At 60.8% G+C, this 18,674-nt stretch carries 19 protein-coding genes and 1 pseudogene; 4 read left to right on the top strand and 16 right to left on the bottom strand.

Annotation, left to right across the window (positions count from 1 at the left end):
• Positions 1-65 precede the first annotated feature (65 nt).
• On the top strand, positions 66-1,547 hold the full coding sequence (locus HYX42_RS09980; RefSeq protein WP_293402373.1) for an MBL fold metallo-hydrolase: 1,482 nt from the start codon (positions 66-68) through the stop codon (positions 1,545-1,547).
• 31 nt (positions 1,548-1,578) lie between these two features.
• Here the strand turns inward: HYX42_RS09980 and HYX42_RS09985 are convergent, their stop codons facing one another.
• Complete coding sequence (locus HYX42_RS09985; protein WP_293402375.1) at positions 1,579-1,806, bottom strand: SlyX family protein; 228 nt, start codon at positions 1,804-1,806, stop codon at positions 1,579-1,581.
• Between the two features lie 104 nt (positions 1,807-1,910).
• On the opposite strand from HYX42_RS09985, the gene HYX42_RS09990 reads away from it, so the two are divergent.
• Both HYX42_RS09990 and HYX42_RS09995 read left to right on the top strand, forming a co-directional pair.
• Entirely contained in the window at positions 1,911-2,363 is a 453-nt protein-coding gene (locus HYX42_RS09990) for a DUF2214 family protein (RefSeq protein WP_293402377.1), read from the top strand.
• Between the two features lies 1 nt (position 2,364).
• On the top strand, positions 2,365-2,964 hold the full coding sequence (locus tag HYX42_RS09995) for a tRNA-uridine aminocarboxypropyltransferase (protein ID WP_293402379.1): 600 nt from the start codon (positions 2,365-2,367) through the stop codon (positions 2,962-2,964).
• Between the two features lie 2 nt (positions 2,965-2,966).
• On the opposite strand, the gene HYX42_RS10000 is transcribed toward HYX42_RS09995, so the two are convergent.
• From HYX42_RS10000 to HYX42_RS10070, 15 genes are all read right to left on the bottom strand, one after another.
• Positions 2,967-3,407: a hypothetical protein gene (locus HYX42_RS10000; RefSeq protein WP_293402381.1), complete on the bottom strand. Its 441-nt coding sequence runs from the start codon at positions 3,405-3,407 to the stop codon at positions 2,967-2,969.
• A 22-nt stretch (positions 3,408-3,429) separates the two neighbouring features.
• Positions 3,430-4,023, bottom strand: a complete 594-nt coding sequence (locus HYX42_RS10005; protein WP_293402383.1) for an ATP-binding cassette domain-containing protein — start codon at positions 4,021-4,023, stop codon at positions 3,430-3,432.
• The gene (locus HYX42_RS10010) at positions 4,023-4,328 is read right to left on the bottom strand and encodes a helix-turn-helix transcriptional regulator (protein ID WP_293402385.1); all 306 of its coding nucleotides are present in this window, start codon (positions 4,326-4,328) and stop codon (positions 4,023-4,025) included. The genes HYX42_RS10005 and HYX42_RS10010 overlap by 1 nt, the downstream gene beginning before the upstream one ends.
• Positions 4,329-4,569: 241 nt before the next feature.
• Positions 4,570-8,232 carry a molybdopterin cofactor-binding domain-containing protein gene (locus HYX42_RS10015; RefSeq protein WP_293402387.1) on the bottom strand — a complete coding sequence of 1,221 codons (3,663 nt, stop codon included), beginning with the start codon at positions 8,230-8,232 and terminating at the stop codon, positions 4,570-4,572.
• On the bottom strand, positions 8,229-8,726 hold the full coding sequence (locus HYX42_RS10020; protein WP_293402389.1) for a (2Fe-2S)-binding protein: 498 nt from the start codon (positions 8,724-8,726) through the stop codon (positions 8,229-8,231). The genes HYX42_RS10015 and HYX42_RS10020 overlap by 4 nt, the downstream gene beginning before the upstream one ends.
• Positions 8,727-8,745: 19 nt before the next feature.
• Positions 8,746-9,471 (bottom strand): bifunctional nicotinamidase/pyrazinamidase, encoded by a 726-nt coding sequence (gene pncA / locus HYX42_RS10025; RefSeq protein ID WP_293402391.1) that lies wholly within the window; start codon positions 9,469-9,471, stop codon positions 8,746-8,748.
• A 41-nt stretch (positions 9,472-9,512) separates the two neighbouring features.
• Complete coding sequence (locus HYX42_RS10030; RefSeq protein ID WP_293402477.1) at positions 9,513-10,247, bottom strand: ABC transporter ATP-binding protein; 735 nt, start codon at positions 10,245-10,247, stop codon at positions 9,513-9,515.
• Positions 10,241-11,029 carry an ABC transporter ATP-binding protein gene (locus tag HYX42_RS10035; protein WP_293402393.1) on the bottom strand — a complete coding sequence of 263 codons (789 nt, stop codon included), beginning with the start codon at positions 11,027-11,029 and terminating at the stop codon, positions 10,241-10,243. The genes HYX42_RS10030 and HYX42_RS10035 overlap by 7 nt, the downstream gene beginning before the upstream one ends.
• The gene (locus HYX42_RS10040) at positions 11,026-12,951 is read right to left on the bottom strand and encodes an ABC transporter permease (RefSeq protein ID WP_293402395.1); all 1,926 of its coding nucleotides are present in this window, start codon (positions 12,949-12,951) and stop codon (positions 11,026-11,028) included. Before HYX42_RS10040 ends, HYX42_RS10035 begins: the two co-directional genes overlap by 4 nt.
• A 147-nt stretch (positions 12,952-13,098) precedes the next feature.
• Positions 13,099-14,265, bottom strand: a complete 1,167-nt coding sequence (locus tag HYX42_RS10045; protein WP_293402479.1) for an ABC transporter substrate-binding protein — start codon at positions 14,263-14,265, stop codon at positions 13,099-13,101.
• Positions 14,266-14,350: 85 nt separating this feature from the next.
• Entirely contained in the window at positions 14,351-14,935 is a 585-nt protein-coding gene (locus tag HYX42_RS10050; RefSeq protein WP_293402398.1) for an amino acid synthesis family protein, read from the bottom strand.
• Between the two features lie 41 nt (positions 14,936-14,976).
• A complete protein-coding gene (locus HYX42_RS10055) occupies positions 14,977-15,618 on the bottom strand; it encodes an amino acid synthesis family protein (protein ID WP_293402400.1) in 642 nt (213 codons plus the stop codon).
• A gap of 20 nt (positions 15,619-15,638) precedes the next feature.
• Positions 15,639-16,547 (bottom strand): UPF0280 family protein, encoded by a 909-nt coding sequence (locus HYX42_RS10060; RefSeq protein ID WP_293402402.1) that lies wholly within the window; start codon positions 16,545-16,547, stop codon positions 15,639-15,641.
• Between the two features lie 2 nt (positions 16,548-16,549).
• Positions 16,550-18,154 carry a 6-hydroxynicotinate reductase gene (locus HYX42_RS10065; RefSeq protein WP_293402404.1) on the bottom strand — a complete coding sequence of 535 codons (1,605 nt, stop codon included), beginning with the start codon at positions 18,152-18,154 and terminating at the stop codon, positions 16,550-16,552.
• A 35-nt stretch (positions 18,155-18,189) separates the two neighbouring features.
• Entirely contained in the window at positions 18,190-18,405 is a 216-nt protein-coding gene (locus HYX42_RS10070) for a hypothetical protein (protein WP_293402406.1), read from the bottom strand.
• A gap of 80 nt (positions 18,406-18,485) precedes the next feature.
• Between HYX42_RS10070 and HYX42_RS10075 the strand changes: the two are divergent.
• Positions 18,486-18,674, top strand: a pseudogene (locus tag HYX42_RS10075) (ferredoxin--NADP reductase); the annotation flags it as partial.

Genomic DNA, 18,674 nt, shown 5'->3' on the forward strand with positions numbered 1-18,674 from the left:
AAGCGGCGCCTTGTCTAGGATAGCTTTGCGCGATCTGCGCTCATATCCGGGAAGAGGAAACCTCCATGACAACAACTTCTTCGCGCCTGCTCACGCGGGCTTTGACTCTGGCGGGCTTGATGGCCGGCTTGGCATCCTGCGCAAACCTGCCGACAGAAAGTGCCGAGGTGGCCTTGATGCGCGCCAATACGGCGATGGGTGGGGTGGCACTGCGCAGCATTTCCTTTGCCGGTACAGGTACGGGCGCAACCTTCGGCCAGGCGTACCAGCCGGGCATGGCCTGGCCCAAAATTACCTACAGCAGTTTCTCGCGGGTGGCCGACTACAGCGCTGGCGCTTTCCGCGAAGACGCCGCACGCAGCCGCGCTGAGCCTAACGGTGGTGGCGCAGTGCCCCTGATGGGCACGGGCGAGCAGCGCACCATGGGGCTTTTAAAGGGCGAAACTGCCTGGAATCTGGCCGGTACAAACGCGGTAGCCGCCCCCATCGCTGTCCCGGGCCGCATCCATGACCTGTGGACCACGCCACACGGTGTGATCAAGGCTGCTCTGGCCGGCAAGCCCAGCATCGCGATGCGCAACGAAGACGGCCGCATGCTGACCGCCGTGTCGTTCAGCGTCGCGGGCCGCTTCAGCGCAACTGCACTGATCAACGACGCGGGGCTGGTAGAAAAAATTGAATCGCTGCAGCCCAACCCGGTGATGGGTGACACCGCATCGGTGATCAATTTCTCGGACTACCGGGACGTCGGCGGTGTGAAATTCCCCATGCGCATTGCGCAGAGCATGGGCGGCTTTCCGGTGCTTGACCTTGCGGTCAATGACGTCAAGACGAATGTGGCTGTGCCCATCGACATTCCTGCGCCGGTCGCAGCCGCTGTCGAGCGCGTGACCACAGATCAGGCAGCAAGGGGCGTGTGGTTCGTTGCCGGTGGCTCGCATAACAGCGTCGCGATTGAAATGAAGGACCACATCATGGTGGTCGAAAGCCCGCTGTTTGATGGCCGTGCCGTGCCCATGCTGGCCGAGGTCAAAAAACTTGTCGCCAGCAAGCCGCTGCGCTACGTCGTCAATTCACACCATCATTTCGACCATTCCGGCGGCCTGCGTACTGCCGTGGCCGAGGGCGCTACGCTCGTCACCAGCGAGATGGCCCGCCCCTTCTTTGAAACCGTGATGGCCAATCCCAACCGTATCTCGCCTGATGCGATGGAGCGGTCAGGCAAAAAGGCGATGATCACCGGTGTCAACGGCAAACGCAGCTTCACCGACGGCGAGCGCGTGGTCGAGGTGTATTACATCGAAGGCAGCGTACACGCCCAGGGTTTCATGATGGTCTACCTGCCCAATGAAAAAATCCTCATTGAAGCCGATGCCTACACACCCGGCGCGCCCGATGCCCCCCCACCCGCACGGCCCAATGACCTGCACGTGAACCTGGTGCAGAACATCGAGCGCCTGAACCTCAAGGTCGACCAGATTCTGCCGCTCCATGGCCGCAAGGTGATGGTGTCCGAACTGTATAACGCCATCGGCAAAAAGAACTGACGCGGGGGCACCCGCTACCTGGGTGCAGTTTTCAGAAATGCGGCGGCAGGTCGTCGCGCAGGCTGCGGGTGGTGGTCACGCCGCCATCGGCCACCGGCTGGCGCAGTTCGGCAATTTCGCGCAGCAGCAGGTCAATCTGTTGCTGCTGGCGTATGACCACCTTGTCGAGCTGCTCCAGCAGGTCTTCGGTAAAGCTGGCCTTGATCTCAAGGTCTGTCAGCCGCTGGTCTGTGTCGCTGGGGTCAGGTGAAGAACTCATTCCTGTATTTTGACCTGTCTCGCGGGCCACCTTTCATGGACTTGCAGTAGAGTTCCAACTGATGTGGAGACCCTCCACCTGCCTCACCTCTGCAAGGACAGCCCATGACACTCGAAGCACTGCTGGCTTATGCCCACATTCTTGCCATCTTGACCATGGTGGTCTTTCTGGCCAGCGAGGCCGCGCTGTGCCGCGTTCAGTGGCTTAATGCTGCGGTGGTCGAGCGGCTGGCAAAGATCGACCTGGTCTACGGCACCGCCGCTGTTGCGGTGCTGCTGACTGGCATCGCGCGCACCTGGTGGGGCGTGAAGGGCACGGGCTGGTACTGGACGAATCCACTGCTGCATGTGAAGGTCACGCTCTTCATCGTGATTGGCCTGCTCTCCATCAAGCCCACCATCACCTTCATTCGCTGGCGAAAGGAACTGCGTGCCACAGGCAAGCTGCCCGATGAGGCGCAAATCAAGGCCGCGCGCAAGCTGGTGATGATTCAGGCGCACATCCTGCCTTTCATTCCACTCGCTGCGGCATTCCTGGCTCGAGGCTTTGGCAAGTGACGTGAACACCACGGCGCAGAAGCGGGCGATTTGCCAGGCTTGCCTGCGCCCGGCAAGCGTCTGTATCTGCCAATGGGTAAGGCCGGTTCAACATGAAGTCGAGGTGCTGATACTGCAGCACCCGCTGGAGGTGAACCACGCCAAAGGCACGGCGCGCCTGCTGCACATGAGTTTGCCGCGCAGCCGTCTGGTGACGGGTGAGGTGTTTGATGAAAGTCTGTTTGAAGGTGGCAGGCATGTGCTGCTTTACCCCGACACGCCACAGGCTGGCTTGCCTGCAACCGAGTTTTTGTCCCCGGCAGACGCGGCTGATATCGATAGCCTGTGCCTCGTCGTGCTGGACGGTACCTGGCGCAAGAGTCTGAAGATGCTGCACCTCAACCCTGCGCTGCAAAAGATGCCGCGGCTGTCGCTCAAGGATTTGCCAGCGTCAAACTACAGGATACGCAAGGCGCGTTTGCCGCATCAGCTGTCTACGCTGGAGGCGACCTGTGCTGCGTTGGGGCAGCTTGAGGGTGATGCTGGGAGGTTTCAGCCGCTGCTGGAGGCATTTGATGGGTTTGTGGGGAAGCAGAGGGCAAGATTTGTACGGAATCCTTGAATTTATTGAGTCCTGTAGATGGGACATGACTCATGCACCTGGCTCGTCAAAAAGAGTCGAACAGAGCGCGCTTCCTTGCAGCCGTTAACGTCGAGCTCAACCTTGGGGTAGCGACAGGAACCAACGGCTTCTGTAAATGTTCCGTCACTTCGAATAAAAATAAGGCCCCAGGCTCCGTCCGAGGGAGGCGCCGCCGGCTCGTACGTCCTGTTGTACTTCTTGATATAAAGCGGCCCGTCGTAGCCATGACTGTCGCAGACCATTTCCCAGTCGCCCGGCATCATTTCTCGAAGTTCGATGGCCTTCGGATAGGTGGATTTGAGTGCGGCGACCCGTCTCATGAAGGTGAACTCGCTCACTGACGTTGGCGACCCGAAATATATCCAGACCGATAACGAAACGATTAATAGCAAAGTCACTGCTGTCACGTTGCGGATCTTCATTAATCTGTCTCCCGGGAAATTATCAATTCCCCAAATCCACAACCCCTGCAAACCGTACACCATCAGGCGGCTCATAGTCCGCAACAACAAGCGCCCGATCGCTGCTCCCAGCCGCCAGCCTGAACTGCACGAGCAAAAAATCCTTCGAAGGCTTGTCGATGGCCGCGAACGGCATGTCGAGCAGCGTGACCGGCGCGCCCGAGGCGAGCGCCGCAGCTATGAACACCTTACGTTTTGAACCGGTGGACAGCATGAACAGCTTTTTGTGGATGTGCGAATCCAGATCCAGCCCGGTGACAAGCCTGGCGAGCATCGCATCGTTAAAGCGTGGGTACAGAGCGCGCTGCTGGCTGAAAAAATCGCTGGCCACGACCTGGTCGAAGGCTTCGATGCGCGGGTCTATCCAGAACAGCTGGCTTGGTGCGTCGCCATCGATATCGATGCTGCCGCTGTCTGGCTTCAGCTCACCTGCCAGCAAACGCATCAGTGTGCTCTTGCCGCGGCCGTCGCCGCCCTGGATCAGCGTGACGCCGGGATTGATGGTGGCATTCAGCTTGTCGAAGATGCGGTGCTTGCCGTAGCCAAAACCCAGCGACTGGATTTGCGCGATGGGCATCAAAGCTGCGGCAGTTCTGCGGCACCGCCGTTGCGTACGCGGTGGCGCTTGTCTGCTGGTGCCTGCAGCGCAGGGTCGGCGGCGTTGAGCAGGTCTTGCAGGGTGCTGCCGGGCGCGATGGCCTTGAGGTAACGCAGGATCTGGCCCAGCGCGACGCCGGGGTCGCCTTTTTCTAAGCGGTAGATGGTGCTGCGCGACACACCTGAGTTGTGTGCTGCATCGCTTTGTTTTACCTTGCGCGCCAGGCGCAACTGGGTGAGCAGCCTGCCTATGTGCTGGGCTTCGATGATCAGTTCTTCTTCCATACAGGCACCTTTTCAGTTAATGCATTATGAATGGCACCATAAGTGCTTAATGCTTTATTTATAATGCATTATGTCTTTGGCGGTGCCAGACTGGCGGCTGAAAGCTCAAAAAAATGGTCAAAAAATGCCGTTTTCAGGCCATTTTCAGGTGCCAAATCGGGCTACAGACCAATAGATACACACGTGAGCAGCTATAAAAAATATAGCACTCGGAGTGGAGCTCAGTACTTGCGAGCAGCAGCTAGTGCGTGTCTGGCGTGCTGCGCAGGCGTTTGACGCTGCCCTGCAGGTCGCGCCACGGCGCCTGGGCAGGCGCATAACGGCTGCGCATGTAGCTGGCGAGCAGGGTGATCTGGCTGTCGTCCAGGCTGTGGCGGAAAGCAGGCATGAAACCTATATCGGCATGGGCCGGTTCGCGTATGCCGCCCAGAATCACGCGGATCAGGTTGTCGGGTTTGTCGCTGTGCAGGTTGGTGTTGAGCGCCAGCGGCGTGTTGATGCCCAGCAATGTGGGGCCGTTGCCATCGTGGTGGCAGGACGCGCAGGCACCGTTGAACAGGCGCTGGCCGGGGCCTTGCAGATTCAGCCGGCTGGCTGATTGCTGTGCAGCCAGTACGACCTGCTTTGCCTGCTGCTGGCTGGCGGCCTCAGTGACGGGCTGGTTGAACGATGCAAGGTAGGTTGCCATGGCCCGTATGTCGGTATCTGGCAGGGCCGAGAGTTCTTTCACCACCGGCGCCATGGGGCCGCTGGCCACGCCGTGCTGTTCGGTATGGCCCTTGCGCAGGTAGCGGTAGAGCTCCTGCTCGCTCCAGGGCACGGGCGCGCGCGACAGGGCGGTAAGGGCGGGTGCTTCCCAACCGTCAATCACCGCGCCGCTCAAAAACGCCTTGCCGCCCTGCTCGGCACCCAGCGCGTTGCGCGGCGTGTGGCAGGCGCCGCAGTGGCCCAGGCCGTTGACCAGGTAGGCGCCGCGGTTCCACTCCACAGTTTGTGTGGGCTCAGGCTGGTAGGGCGTGGCGTCGTGAAACATCGCATTCCACGCGCCCATGAGTGGCCGCGCGCTGTACGGAAAGGCGAGCTGCGTGGCGGGCGGCTGGTGGCGCACGGGTGGCTGTGCCATCAGGTACGCATAGATGGCGGTCAGGTCTTCGTCTGTGGTTTTGGCAAACGCGGTGTAGGGAAAGGCGGGGTAGAGCTTGTGGCCGTCGCGCGAGATGCCTTCACGCATGGCGCGCTGGAAGGCGCTGAACGACCAGCTGCCTATGCCGGTTTCGACGTCCGGCGTCAGGTTGGTGGTGATGATTTTGCCGAAGGGTGTGTCCATCGCGCGGCCACCGGCATTGGGCACGCCGCCCGGCGCAGTGTGGCAGACCACGCACTCGCCCGCTGCGGCCAGTTGCCGGCCGCGTTCAATCGTGGCGGCGGTGTAGACAGATGCAGCGCTGGTCGTGATGGGCGCCATGGCCGGGCGCGCGCCCAGCAGTGCCCAGCCGACGCCGAACACGCCAGCGGCCAGCGCGCCGGTGCGTGACCACCAGCCCAGACGTTTTGGCCACGCGGCGGTGGCGGGCAGGGCATTGTTTGTGAGGCGTTGCGAAGTTGGGGCTGGACTCGTTGCGGGTGTTGGTTCAGGGTTAAGCGCCGCACGCACCACCTCTGGCGTGAAGGGCGGCTGGCGAAAGCGTACGCCTGTTGCGTCAAAAATCGCATTGGCAATCGCCGCCGTGCCGGGCACCGATGCCGATTCCCCCGCGCCCAGCGGCGGCTCGCCGGGTTTGGGCATGCTGACGACCTCGACCACCGGTACATCACGAAAGCTCAGGATGGGGTAGCTGCCCCACTCAAGGCTGGTGACCGTGTTGGTCTGGGGCGAGACGGTGACCTGCTCGCCCAGTGTGCGGCTGGTGGCCTGCAACACGTTGCCGTGAATCTGGTGCTCGATGCCTGCGGGGTTGATGACCGCGCCGGCGTCATGCCCGACGACCACACGCTTGACGTAGACCTCGCCGGTCTTGCGGTTGACTTCCACATCAGCCACCCACGCCGCCCATGCTGCGCCAAAGCCCGGCCACTTGCTGTGCATGTAGCGGGCATAGGCCACGCCCTGGCCGTGCACGATGTCGGGGGATTCGCCCGACTGGCTGGCGTTTTGCTGCGCGGCAGTGTGCGCGACCCAGCCAGCGCGGTCTGCTGTCGTGCGCACCAGTTCGGCGGCACGTGGCTCCTTGAGGTAGCGCAGGCGAAACTCCACCGGGTCCACACCGGCGGCATGGGCCAGCTCGTCGATATACGACTCATGTGCAAACGAGCTGGGCAGGGCAGACACCCCGCGCAGCCATGAGGCGCGCAGCATGGGCGCCATGTCGTTCACGCTGACGCGCAGGTTGGGGTACTCATAAGGCGGGCGGGCTGTGCGGTCGCCCATCTCGAAGGCCTGCGCAGTCGGCTCAATCGTGCGAGTCAGCAGCAGCGCCAGTGTGGGCGCGCCGTTCGACGGGTACGAGGTCTGGAAGTCGTAGGCGGCCACCGAGCCATCAGCATTGAGCCCGCCGTTAATGTCCATCAGCTGCGCCGCGCCCTTGGGCTCCCAGGCGTTTTCCTGCTCGCGCGTGAGCTGCACGCGCACCGGCGCGCCCACGGCTTTGGACAGCAGTGCCGCATCGGCCGCCACGTCGTCTGCGCAGTTACGGCCATAACAGCCGGCTGCTTCCATGCGGATCACGTCGATGTTGATATCGGCCAGGCCGGTCAGGCGCGAGAGGTCGGCGCGCAAAACATGCGGGTTCTGGCTGCCGGCCCAGACTGTGAGGCGAGGTGTTACTTTGTCCTGAAAATCAGCAACTGCGCATGAAGGGCCAAGCGACGCGTGCATCTGGTAAGGCCAGATGTAGGTGCGTGGCATGGCTTGCGCGGCGTTGGCCATGGCGCCATCCACGTCACCCTCATCGACCAGCTTGCGCTGGGTGGACGGGTTGGTGCGCAGCGCATGTTCAAGGTTGTCCAGATTGGCAAGACCGGGCCAGGCCTTCCACTGCACACGCAGCTCGCGCAGGGCCTGCTCGGCATGTTCTTCACGCTCTGCCACGATGCCGACAAAGTCGCGTATCACCACCACGGCACGAATGCCGGGGATGTGCGCTATGGACGACTCATCAACCGACTCAAGCGTGTTCCCGATGAAGTCGCCATGGTCAGCACCCGCATAGGGCGGGCGCACCACGCGGCCGTGCAGCATGCCGGGCACACGCATGTCGTGCACAAAGGTCAGCTGGCCTGTGGCCTTGGCCGGGATATCGACACGTTCTGTGCTGGTACCGACGATGCGGTAGTCGGCGGGGGCTTTGAGGGGAGTTTTGAGGGAGAGTAAAAGCTCGGTGTGTTCAGCGCCCACCAGCAGGGCATAGGAGACAGAAGCCGCATCGCTGCCATTGACCGACACAATGCCGTTGCGCACCACCAGCAGAGCGGCATCAACCTGCAGCAGCGCCGCCGCTCTGGCCACCAGCCAGGCGCGCGCCTGTGCTGCCGCCGCACGCAAGGGCACGGCGTGTATCTGTATCGACGCGCTGGCAATCGTCGCACCCTGGTTGGGCGCACGGGTGGTGTCGCCCAGAACCATGTTGATGCGGTCCATGGCTACATCGAGTTCTTCAGCCACGATCTGGGCGAGGGCGGTGCGTATGCCGGTGCCCAGGTCTACGTGGCCATTGAGGGCGGTGACGCTGCCGTCATTCCAAACGGCGATGAGGATTTCGACACCCTCCTCAGGATTGGCACTGATGAGCGCCGGCTGGCCTTTGGCGGGCGGCGGTGCGGCAGGTGGTTCGCGCGTGACCAGCAGGCAACCGGCGGCTGCATGGAAGTCTGCCCGGGTCAGGGCCTGGTCTGCGCGGCGTGTCATGTGACTACACCTTGTGCTGATTGTTGCCGCATCAGCACGGCTACGCGCCGCACGGCTTTCATGATTTCAAGATGGGCGCCACAGCGGCAGAGGTTGCCGGACAGTTCGCGGCGAATGTCCTCATCGCTCGGGTCGGGATTGTGCGACAGCAATGCGGTCGTCATCATGATCATGCCGCTCAGGCAATAGCCGCACTGCGCGGCCTGCGCTTCGATAAAGGCCTGTTGCACCGGGTGAAGCCTGTCCGGCGAACCGAGACCTTCAAGCGTGGTGATGTCGCGGCCCTCGACACCGCAGGCCGGTATGACGCAGGAGCGCGCCGCCACACCGTCGACCAGTACCGTGCAGGCGCCGCATTCGCCCAGCCCGCAGCCGTACTTGGGGCTGTTGAGTTCAAAGTCGTTGCGCAGCACCAAAAGCAGGGAGGCCTCGCTGCCCAGCGCCAGGCTTTTTTGCGCCTGGTTGACCGTGAGCGTGATGACCCCTGCTTTCATGCGCGTGCAGCAGGGCGGTTCAGGCGATGTCGCCGGACTGTACGCGCCTGACGCCCCTGGCCGTCATCTGCTTCCAGGCCGCAGCGAGCGAGCCGTTGAGGTCAATTGCGCGCGTGGCGTCTTCAACCACATAGGTCTTGAAGCCCAGCTTGCGCGCATCCATCGCCGTCCAGGCCACGCAGAAGTCGGTGGCCAGCCCGGCGAGGTACACCGTATTGATGCCGCGCTGTTTCAGGTAGCCGGCCAGGCCTGTAGAGGTCTTGTGGTCGGCTTCCTCGAAGGCCGAGTAGCTGTCGGTGTCTTTGTGAAAGCCCTTGCGGATGATGATCTGTGCCGTCGGCAGCTTGAGGTCCTTGCTGACGGCGGCGTCTTCGGTGCCCTGCACGCAGTGGTCCGGCCACAGCACCTGCGTGCCGTAAGAAAGTTTGGTGGTCTCGAAAGGTTTTTTGCCAGGATAGCTGCTGGCAAAAGACGCGTGGCCTGCGGTATGCCAGTCCTGCGTGATGACGATGTTTTCAAATGCCTGCGACAGTTTGTTGATAACGGGCACGATTTCGTTGCCGCCCTTGACGGCAAGCGTTCCGCCATCAAGGAAGCAGTTCTGCACATCAACCACCAGCAGCGCCGCCTTGGGGCCGGGCTTGATGGTGGGTGCCGCAAACAGCGAGGCCGACATGCCTATGCCGCCCAGCAGGCCGGCAGCTGCGGCGGACCTCAAAATCATTCGGCGATTGGTGATGACCATGTGGAACTCCCTGAAAGTTTGTTAAACCCTAAACACTCACTCTAGACACTCAGGTAAGCACGGCGCACATCCTCGTTCGCTGCGAGGTCGGCCATGCTGCCTTCATAACGGATCTGGCCTTTTTCAAGCACATAGGCACGGTCTGAGACCAGCTCTGCAAAATGCATGTTCTGCTCTGACAGCAGGATGCTCACGCCCCGGCTTTTAAGCTCCAGGATCATCTGCGCCATCTGCTCGACGATGACGGGCGCCACGCCCTCCGATGGCTCATCAAGCAGCACAAGGTAGGGGTTGCCCATCAAGGTGCGTGCGACGGTCAGCATCTGCTGCTCACCTCCGCTCATTCGGCCGCCGGGCCGGTCAGGCATCTCGCCGAGGTTGGGGAAGAGCTTGAACAGGCGCTCGGGCGTCCACACCGGCGCTTCGACACCGTCAGGCCATTTGCGTGCTGGTTGTTTGCCGACTTCGAGGTTTTCCATCACCGTGAGGTCGGTGAACACACGCCTGTCTTCAGGTACAAAACCCAGGCCCAGGCGTGCGGCCACATGAGGTTCGCTCTTTGAAATATCGTTGCCCATAAAGCGGATGGCGCCGCGCCGTTTGGCCAGCATGCCTATCAGCGCCTTGAGCGTGGTGGACTTGCCAGCACCGTTGCGGCCCATGAGCGCAACGACCTCGCCGCGCCGCACCTGAAGGTCAACGTCATACAGGATCTGTGCCGCACCGTACCAGCCCGCCAAAGCCTTTGCTTCAAGTAGAACTTCGTTGCTCATGATGTTGCTCCTGCAGCCTGCTTTTTCTCAAAAGTCTTGCCACTGCCGAAATAGACCTCCTGCACCTTGGGATGGTCGCGGATTTCAAGCGGCTTGCCCTGGGCAATCAGCCGGCCACGCGCCAGCACGATCATGCGGTCGGCATACGCAAAGACGACGTCCATGCTGTGTTCGGTAAACAGCACAGCCATGCCGCGTTCGATCACCAGTTTTTTGGTCAGCGCCATCAGGGCATTGCGCTCGTTGGGTGCCATGCCTGCGGTCGGCTCGTCCATCAGCAGCAGCTTGGGCGAGTTGGCCATGGCAATCGCCAGCTCGACACGCTTGACGTCGCCGTAGGCCAACTCGCTGCAGGGCCTGTCGGCCTGCGCCTTCATGCCAACCTGGTCAAGCAGATCAAGTGCTTCGCCATGTTTGTAATCGGCCGCGCGCCGCCACATCGAAAACAGCTTGCTGTCGTGCGATAGCAGCGCCATCTGCACGTTCTCTGCCACAGTCAGCGACGCAAAGGTCTCGGCAATCTGGAAGGTGCGGCCCACGCCCATGCGCCAGATGGCGCGCGGAGCGCGGCCTACGAGGTCCTGCCCGGCCAGCATGATGCTGCCCTGGTCGGCGCGCAGCTGGCCGTTGACCATGTTGAAGGTGGTGGTCTTGCCGGCGCCGTTGGGGCCTATGAGTGCAAGCAATTCACCTGCAGCGAGGTCAAAGCTGATGCCGTCAACAGCCTTGACGCCGCCAAATGATTTGCCGAGATTGCTGACCTGGAGGAGCGGGGCGCTGCTCATGCTTTCACCTCCGTTTCCTGCTTGCCTGCGGCGTCGGCCTTTTTGTTGCGAAGCCGGTCAAACAGCTGTTTTGAAAATCCTGCAATGCCCTGCGGAAAGAGCAGCACCAGCAGCAAAATGATGGTGCCCAGCATGGCGCGCCAGTAATCGGTGTTGCGTGCCACGGTGTCGTGCAGCCAGGTGAAGGTGACGGCACCCACCACCGGGCCTGCCAGGGTTTGCACGCCGCCCAGCAGCACCATGACCAGGCCATCGACGGACTTGCCGACGCTCAGGCTCTCTGGCGAAATGCTGCCTTTTGAAAACGCATATAAGGCACCGGCCAGGCCCGCTGCAGCACCTGCAATCACAAAGGCCGTCCACTGCATGCGCTTGACATTGATGCCAATCGCATCGGCGCGCAAGACCGAGTCACGGCCTGCACGAAGGGTATAGCCAAAGGGTGAAAACAGCACACGCCGCAGCCACAAAATAGCCACCGCCACCAGTACCAGAGTCAGCCAGTAGTAAGCGCGCTTGTCAGAAAGCCATTCAGATGGCCAGACGCCGGTCAGGCCGTTGCTTCCACCGGTGAAGCTGTCCCACTGCCAGGTAATGGCCCAGGTGATCTGCGCGAAGGCCAGCGTCAGCATGGCGAGATAGACACCCGATAGCCGTACCGCGAACCAGCCGTAAATAAAGGCGCCAAAAGCAGCGATCAGTGGGGCCACGATGAGGGACGCCTCCATGGGCATGCCGCTGCTGCGAACCAGCAATGCGGCACCGTAAGCACCGAGGCCGAAGTAGGCCGCGTGGCCGAAGGAGTGCATGCCGGCAGGGCCCATGATGAAGTGCAGGCTGGCGGCAAACAGGGCGGCAATCAACAGGTCAATCATCAACACGATGGTGTAAGGCGAATTGGCCGCAAGCACGGGTGCAGCGGCCAGGCCAATACCAAGAACCGCAGCCACTACAAAATAAATACGGCCGCCCTTACGCAGGGGTTCTTCCTGCATGCCGATGTGGCGGCTGGTTGCCTGAGGTTTGCCGAACAGGCCCCAGGGCCGCCAGACCAACACAACAGCCATGACGATGAAGTCAACCACCAGCGTGAGTTTTGAAACCGAAATGCTGTAACCGAAGATCTCGATGACGCCCAGCCAGATGCAGATGGCCTTGATTTCGGCCAGCAGCAGTGCAGCTGCATAGGCGCCGGGAATAGACCCCATGCCGCCGACCACCACCACCACAAAGGCCGAGCCAATGGTATTGAGGTCCATCTCAAGCGTGGCGGGCTCGCGCGGCAATTGCAGCGCGCCGCCCAGACCGGCCAGCATCGCGCCCAGCGCAAACACTGCGGTGAACAGCCATGCCTGGTTAACGCCCAGTGCGCTCACCATGCCGCGGTCTTGTGTGGCGGCGCGCACCAGCGTGCCCCAGCGGGTGCGGGTGAGCAGCAGCCAGAGCAGGCCGAGCACGACAGGGCCAACAATAATCAGGAAGAGGTCATAACTGGGAAACTGGCGGCCAAGAATTTCGACAGAACCGGACAGGCCGGGTGCACGTGGGCCCAGCAGTTCGTCCGGGCCCCAGAGATACAGCACGGCATCCTTGATGACCAGCACCAGTGCAAAAGTGGCCAGCAGCTGAAAGAGCTCAGGCGCCTTGTAAATCCGGCGCAGCAGCACGATCTCGATCAGCGCGCCTATGACACCAACGGCCACGGCAGAAAGCATCAGGGCAGGCCAGAAGCCCAGTCCGCCGCCCAGCTTGCTCACCATGGTGTAGGCGATGTAGATGCCCACCATGAAAAACGAACCGTGCGCAAAGTTGACGATGCGGGTCACGCCGAAGATCAGCGACAGCCCGGCCGCCACAAAAAACAGCGACGATGCGCCTGCCAGCCCGTTGAGCAGCTGAACGATGAAGCCTGAAAAACTCATAGGGGAATCATCCTTGCGGTGTGGCAATGGAGGCGTGAGTCCTCCCCGACGTGCCCTTTGCGCGGACGCATCGTGAAGCAAATAAAAGGGAGGCCACCGCCTGCCCGCAGGTTGGAAACCCGGAGTGGCAGGTGGCAGTTCATGACGTCAGTCGGCTGCGCGCGACTTCTTGACGTCAGCTGCAGGCGGCTGGTACTTGGCGCCGTCGAAGTAGGTGTAGTCCACCATCACGCCCTTGCCGTTGTCGTTTTTCGTCTTGCCGACGAATGCGCCCATGGTGGACTGGTGGTCTTCAGCGCGGTAAGTGATCTTGCCGAATGGCGTATCAACCTGCAGGCCCTTGAAAGCGGTAACCAGTTTGGCTGATTCGGTGCTTTTGGCCTTGGCGATGCCTGCGGCAACAGATTTGATCATGGCGTAGCCAACAACTGAACCAAGGCGCGGATAGTCCTTGTACTTGTTGTGATAAGCGAGGAAGAATGCCTTGTGCTCAGGCGTCTGGATGCCGTACCAGGGATAACCGGTGACTATCCAGCCGTTGGGCGTTTCTTCCTTCAGAGGGTCGAGGTATTCAGGCTCGCCGGTCAGCACGCTCACAACGGTGCGGTCCTTGAACAGGCCACGGGTGTTGCCTTCGCGCACAAACCTGGACAGGTCAGCGCCAAATAGCACGTTAAAGATGGCATCAGGTTTGGAATCGGCCAGGGCCTGTACGACGGGGCCGGCATCGACACGGCCCAGCGGCGTGGCCTGCTCGGCAACAAACTCGACATCAGGCTGCGCTGCCTTGAGCAGCTGCTTGAAGGCAGCCACGGCGGACTGGCCGTATTCATAGTTGGGGTAGACGATGGCCCAACGCTTTTTCTTCAGCTTGACGGCCTCGGGCACGAGCATGGCGGCCTGCATGTAGGTGCCTGGACGCAGTCGGAAGGTGTACTGGTTGCCACCTTGCCAGGTCATTTTGTCGGTCAGCGGCTCGCCTGCCAGGAAGAAAAACTTTTTCTGTTTGGCAAAGTCGGCCACGGCCAGACCGGTATTTGAAAGGAAGGTGCCCGTCAGAACGTCGATTTTTTCGCGCGAGACCAGCTCTTCCGCGACACGTACGGCATCGCCGGGGTTGGCATTGTCGTCACGGGTGATGAGTTCAATTTTTTTGCCGTTCACGCCACCGGCGGCGTTGATCTGTTCAACGGCGAGCTCCATGCCCTTTTTGTAGGGTTCAAGAAAGGCGGGTTGTGCCTTGTAGCTGTTGACTTCGCCGATCTTGATCACGGCCTGGGCTTGCGCCGTGACCGCAGATCCCAGCAAGCCCATACAGGCCACGAGGCCCAGCAGGTTGTGTCGCATTTTCATAAAAACTCCCGTAGTGAATCGGTTAATCAATCATGCGGCCCGGCAATTACCGGAGGCCGTCCTCGCCCCTGATTTCGTGGACCTGCAATCCGCCCACGCGCGGTAGTGGCCGGCCACTGTCTGTAACGACGACAGCGACCACAATTTCATTGGCGCGGGGTGCATCGGCCACCCGCGCTTCCATGGCATCAAAGTGGCTGCGCACAAAGGCCGCATCCTTGTGGCCGAGCGGCACGTCAATCGAAGTACCCAGCCCGCCACGTTTTTTACTCGAAGGTACCAGCGCAGCCCCCTTCTCAACGGCCAGCCGCAGCGGTGCGCCCAGCTTGGGGTGAAGTATCGCAGCAGCGTGTTCAAGTTCACCGGCCTCGCCGACGATGGCGGCCTTGCCGTAGCTTTGTGCCTTGCCGGGTTCAATGCCCAGGGCCTGTACACACTTCTGGCCCAGCATGCCGCCCAGCTCTTCGCCTATGGTGATCAACTCGTCAAGATTCTCTGCAAAGCGGCCTGCGAAAGGGTTTTCGATCACGGCCATCGCAAGGGCGCGCCGCGTGTGCGGCGTGACGGGCTGGCCCATTTCCATGAGCACTTCGTCAACCTGCACAATGATTTTTCTGATTTTGGCTGTCATGTCTGTTTCCTGCTCTTTTATGTATTTTCTGCAATGTGCGTCTAGCGCAGACCGTCCCATTTGCTGATCGCGCTGGCAGCCAGGCCACCCACACGAGCATGTACGCGCGGGCCTGTGCTCATGGCCAGGATAAAAACAATCTCGTCGTGTAGCGGTGCACCGGGTACACGTACTTCTATGGCATCAAAGTGGCTTCGCACATAGCTGGCATTAACGTGGGTCATCGGTACGTCGAGTGCGGTACCGGGTGCACCCACTTTTTTGGTTGACGGCACTATGGATAAGGCATTGCCGGGCTGACCGGTTTTTTCTTCGGCCTGGCCTTTTGCATAGGCGTTGCGGTCGCCTTTCCAGCCCAGCAGTTCGCGCATCGCATAGCCGCCCGGCACGTGCCACAGCGCGCCGTGTTCAAGCTCCCCGGAAGCGCCGATGACTGCACCCTTGCCATAACCTTCAATGCGTTCTGCCGGCACGTCCATCGCGGCACGCAGCTTTTCTGCCATGTCTATGCCCACGGGTTGCAATGCATCCATCATGGGCAGGATGTCGGGCTCATAGCGCCCGGCAAAAGGGTTGGTCATGACAAGGCCTATCGCCCCACGAATAAGCGGTACGTCAGCGACCGGCCCGAATTCGTGCCGAATCTGCTCAACGTGGGTGAATATGCGCCTGATTTCAATCATGTCCCGAGTCCATCTTTTTGTTAAGCAAATACTGAACCAGTTTGCTGTCTGACCTCTGAAAAATCCAGTATTTCTGCATTTTCGCGCTGGCTTGTCAGCACCTGGCCCTGGCACACCAGAACCGATGACCATATCAGGCCCCGGGTTCGCAGTTCTTCAGCCCTGGTCCAGCCCGCTTCAAGCGCCATTTGTACCTTCTTTGGAGGCAGCAGCGGGACATCTACCGTAACAGGAAGTTCGCGCAGATCGGAGTCGTCTTTCACGTCGCAGGCGGGGTGCCGCTTGATGCGAGAGTCGTTCACGTTTACGGCGTTGGCAATGATGCTGGCTGCGGCATCCGCCTCCGAAGCGGTGCGTGCCAGAACCGTGACGCTGTCGGCAATGCCCAGTGAAAAACTGCGGCCACGCCATCCACTGGTGGCCACGCCGCGCACAGGCATGGCGCTTGAAATTTCAAACTGGCCATCCGTACTGATGCCCCGCAGAATCTCGCGTGCATCAAGGTTTTTAAGGTCTGCATACAGGCCGACGCGCAAGGTTTGGCCAGGCGCGAGATGCAGGGCAATGTCGCCACCATTGTTGACCCATGCGCTGGCGATGCCGTCAATCGCGTAACTGGCGATGAGTTCTTCTGCGACAGAGCCGGCCACGGCTGCCATGGGTGTGATGAAGGTGCTGCTGTGGGGTTGGCAGGCCTGCCACATGCGGCGTGCCACTACACCGTGCAAGGCGCAGGGTCCGTTCACCGGTTGCCGCAGCTGTCCCAGCTCACTGACCAGTTCATCAAGAATGCTGGTGAAACGAGCCCAGGCGCGCGCATGTCCGGCTTGCACGGCATCCGTGCGGCCATTCGCGCCAATCACGATGTCCATGGGGCCATGCTGGAAATGCCAGCGGCCTTCATCGAGTTGCATGCGCTGTGCGGCCATGTTCAGCCCAGCAGTGGAGGGCGCGCCAGCGGCCAGGGGTTGGCGGCGGGCAATGCTGCCCACGTCAGTGCCTGCGGCGCACCTTCGTTGTGCCATGCGCCGCGCCTGAGTGCATCTTCAAGCGTACGTACGTATTCCATATGCCCACCGAGTGCGCGATAGTCGTCGAGCTTCATGCTGAATTCAATGGGTGCAACGATGGCAGGTGTGGGGACGGTGCCGAAGCTCTTGTCCGGCATGCGCATGACATCGACCATCACCGTGATGCCGCCGCCTGGCCATACGTAGGCCGGCGCGCCGCCGCAGGTCACGTTGACGAGCGCGTCCTTGATCGCACGTGTGAGGAGTACGGGGTTTTCAGTCACGCCGGCACGCAGGCTGCCGCCCGCACCGCCGAGGAACAAGACGGTACAGAGCGATGGCTCGCAGTTTTCACCTATGCGTGCGACGATGGCCCTGACCTCTGCCGGCATTTCCTGTTCAACTGGCTGGAGATCATCGTCGAGCACATACCAGCTGGCGTGTTCACCCGTGGTAGATGTCATGAGCAGGCGCATACCCGGGCGTGCGGTGTCTGCATCCCAACTCTCGATGATGGACAGGGGGTCTTCAATGTCGGTGCCGCCCCAGCCGATGCCGGGGTTGGCCACCTGAAAGTAACGGCCTGGTGTGGATTTCCGGCCGCGCATTTTGATGCCCGATGGCGCCATGTCGAGGCAGCGCCCCGCCTGGTGTTCGGTCAGCACGCCGGTGATGTGGTCGTCCACAACCACAACTTCATCCAGCTTGCCGAAAAGCTGCTTTGCAAAAATGCCGATGGTGGCCGAGCCGCAGCCCACCCGCATGCGTCGCTCTTCAACGCCGTTGACAATGGGCGCCCGACCGGCCTGGACGATGATCTGCGCGCCACCATCAATGGTGAATTCCACGGCCTCTTTGTTGCCCAGGGCTTCCATCATCATGACGGTCACGCGACCTTCTTTTTTGCTGCCGCCTGTGAGGTGGTGTACGCCGCCCAGTGACAGCATTTGCGAGCCGTATTCAGCTGTCGTCACATGGCCGACCACTTCACCCTTGCAGCGAACGTTGGCCTGCTCGGCGCCCAGGAAGCGATCGGTATCTATCTTCACTTTCAGGCTGCAGTAGCTGAAGATGCCCTCAGTGACGACTGTGACCATGTCGACACCGTCGACCTTCGACGAAACAATAAACGGGGCGGGCTTGTAGTCCGGGTAAGTCGTGGATGAGCCTACACCTGTGACAAACACCTCATCAGCCAGCACGAGATCGCCATTCCAGTGTGCGGGCGTGTTTTCTTCTTCGCCATCCAGGCGGCTGGCAAAAGGGACCAGTGAGGCTTCGCCTGCATCAAGCGTACGGCGCAGCAACACGACGGGATCTATCCGAACCAGTGTGCCGCCCTGATTGGCGTAGCGGTCGCAGGCGCCGCTGCGGCCTTCCGATATCTGGCACAGCACAGGGCAGGCGTTGCATTCGATCTTCTCGCCGGCCATGCGTTCGTTGCGCGGCCTGGCGCGCTCCATGACCTGAACCAGCGCCGAGCCGTCCATGCCTGGTAAACCGTCAGTCTTGGTGTGTTCGGTCATCGTGGTTACTTTCGCGCCTGCAGCGCACTGGCACTTTATTCTGTGCAGCGCGCACTTAAATTTAATGTTGTGTTTGCTACATTTAAATTCAATGTAGCGCATCCTGATTTGCTGTGCAACAGGTTTTTGCCTGATGCCCGGATTTGAATAAAAATGTTGCATTCACTAAATTTAAATGTTGCGTCCACTACATTTTTATGGAAAACTTCCACTAATTGATGAATCGCCCCGCCTGTTTTTTCAAAAATCATGACCCATATGGTGGATCATGTGTGATTCAAGGCCGGCGTGAACAGACCCCTTATCCACATCAGACCTACCTGACAACACCATGAGTGCTTTCAACGAAGAAACGGTGCTGAGCGTCCACCACTGGACCGACAAGCTGTTCACCTTCACCACCACGCGCGACCCTGCGCTGCGGTTTTCCAACGGCCACTTCACCATGATCGGCCTGAAGGTCAATGACAAGCCGCTGCTGCGCGCCTACAGCATCGTCAGCGCCAACTACGAAGATCAC

The sequence above is a fragment of the Polaromonas sp. genome, from assembly GCF_016185115.1.
Classification (GTDB): domain Bacteria; phylum Pseudomonadota; class Gammaproteobacteria; order Burkholderiales; family Burkholderiaceae_C; genus Polaromonas.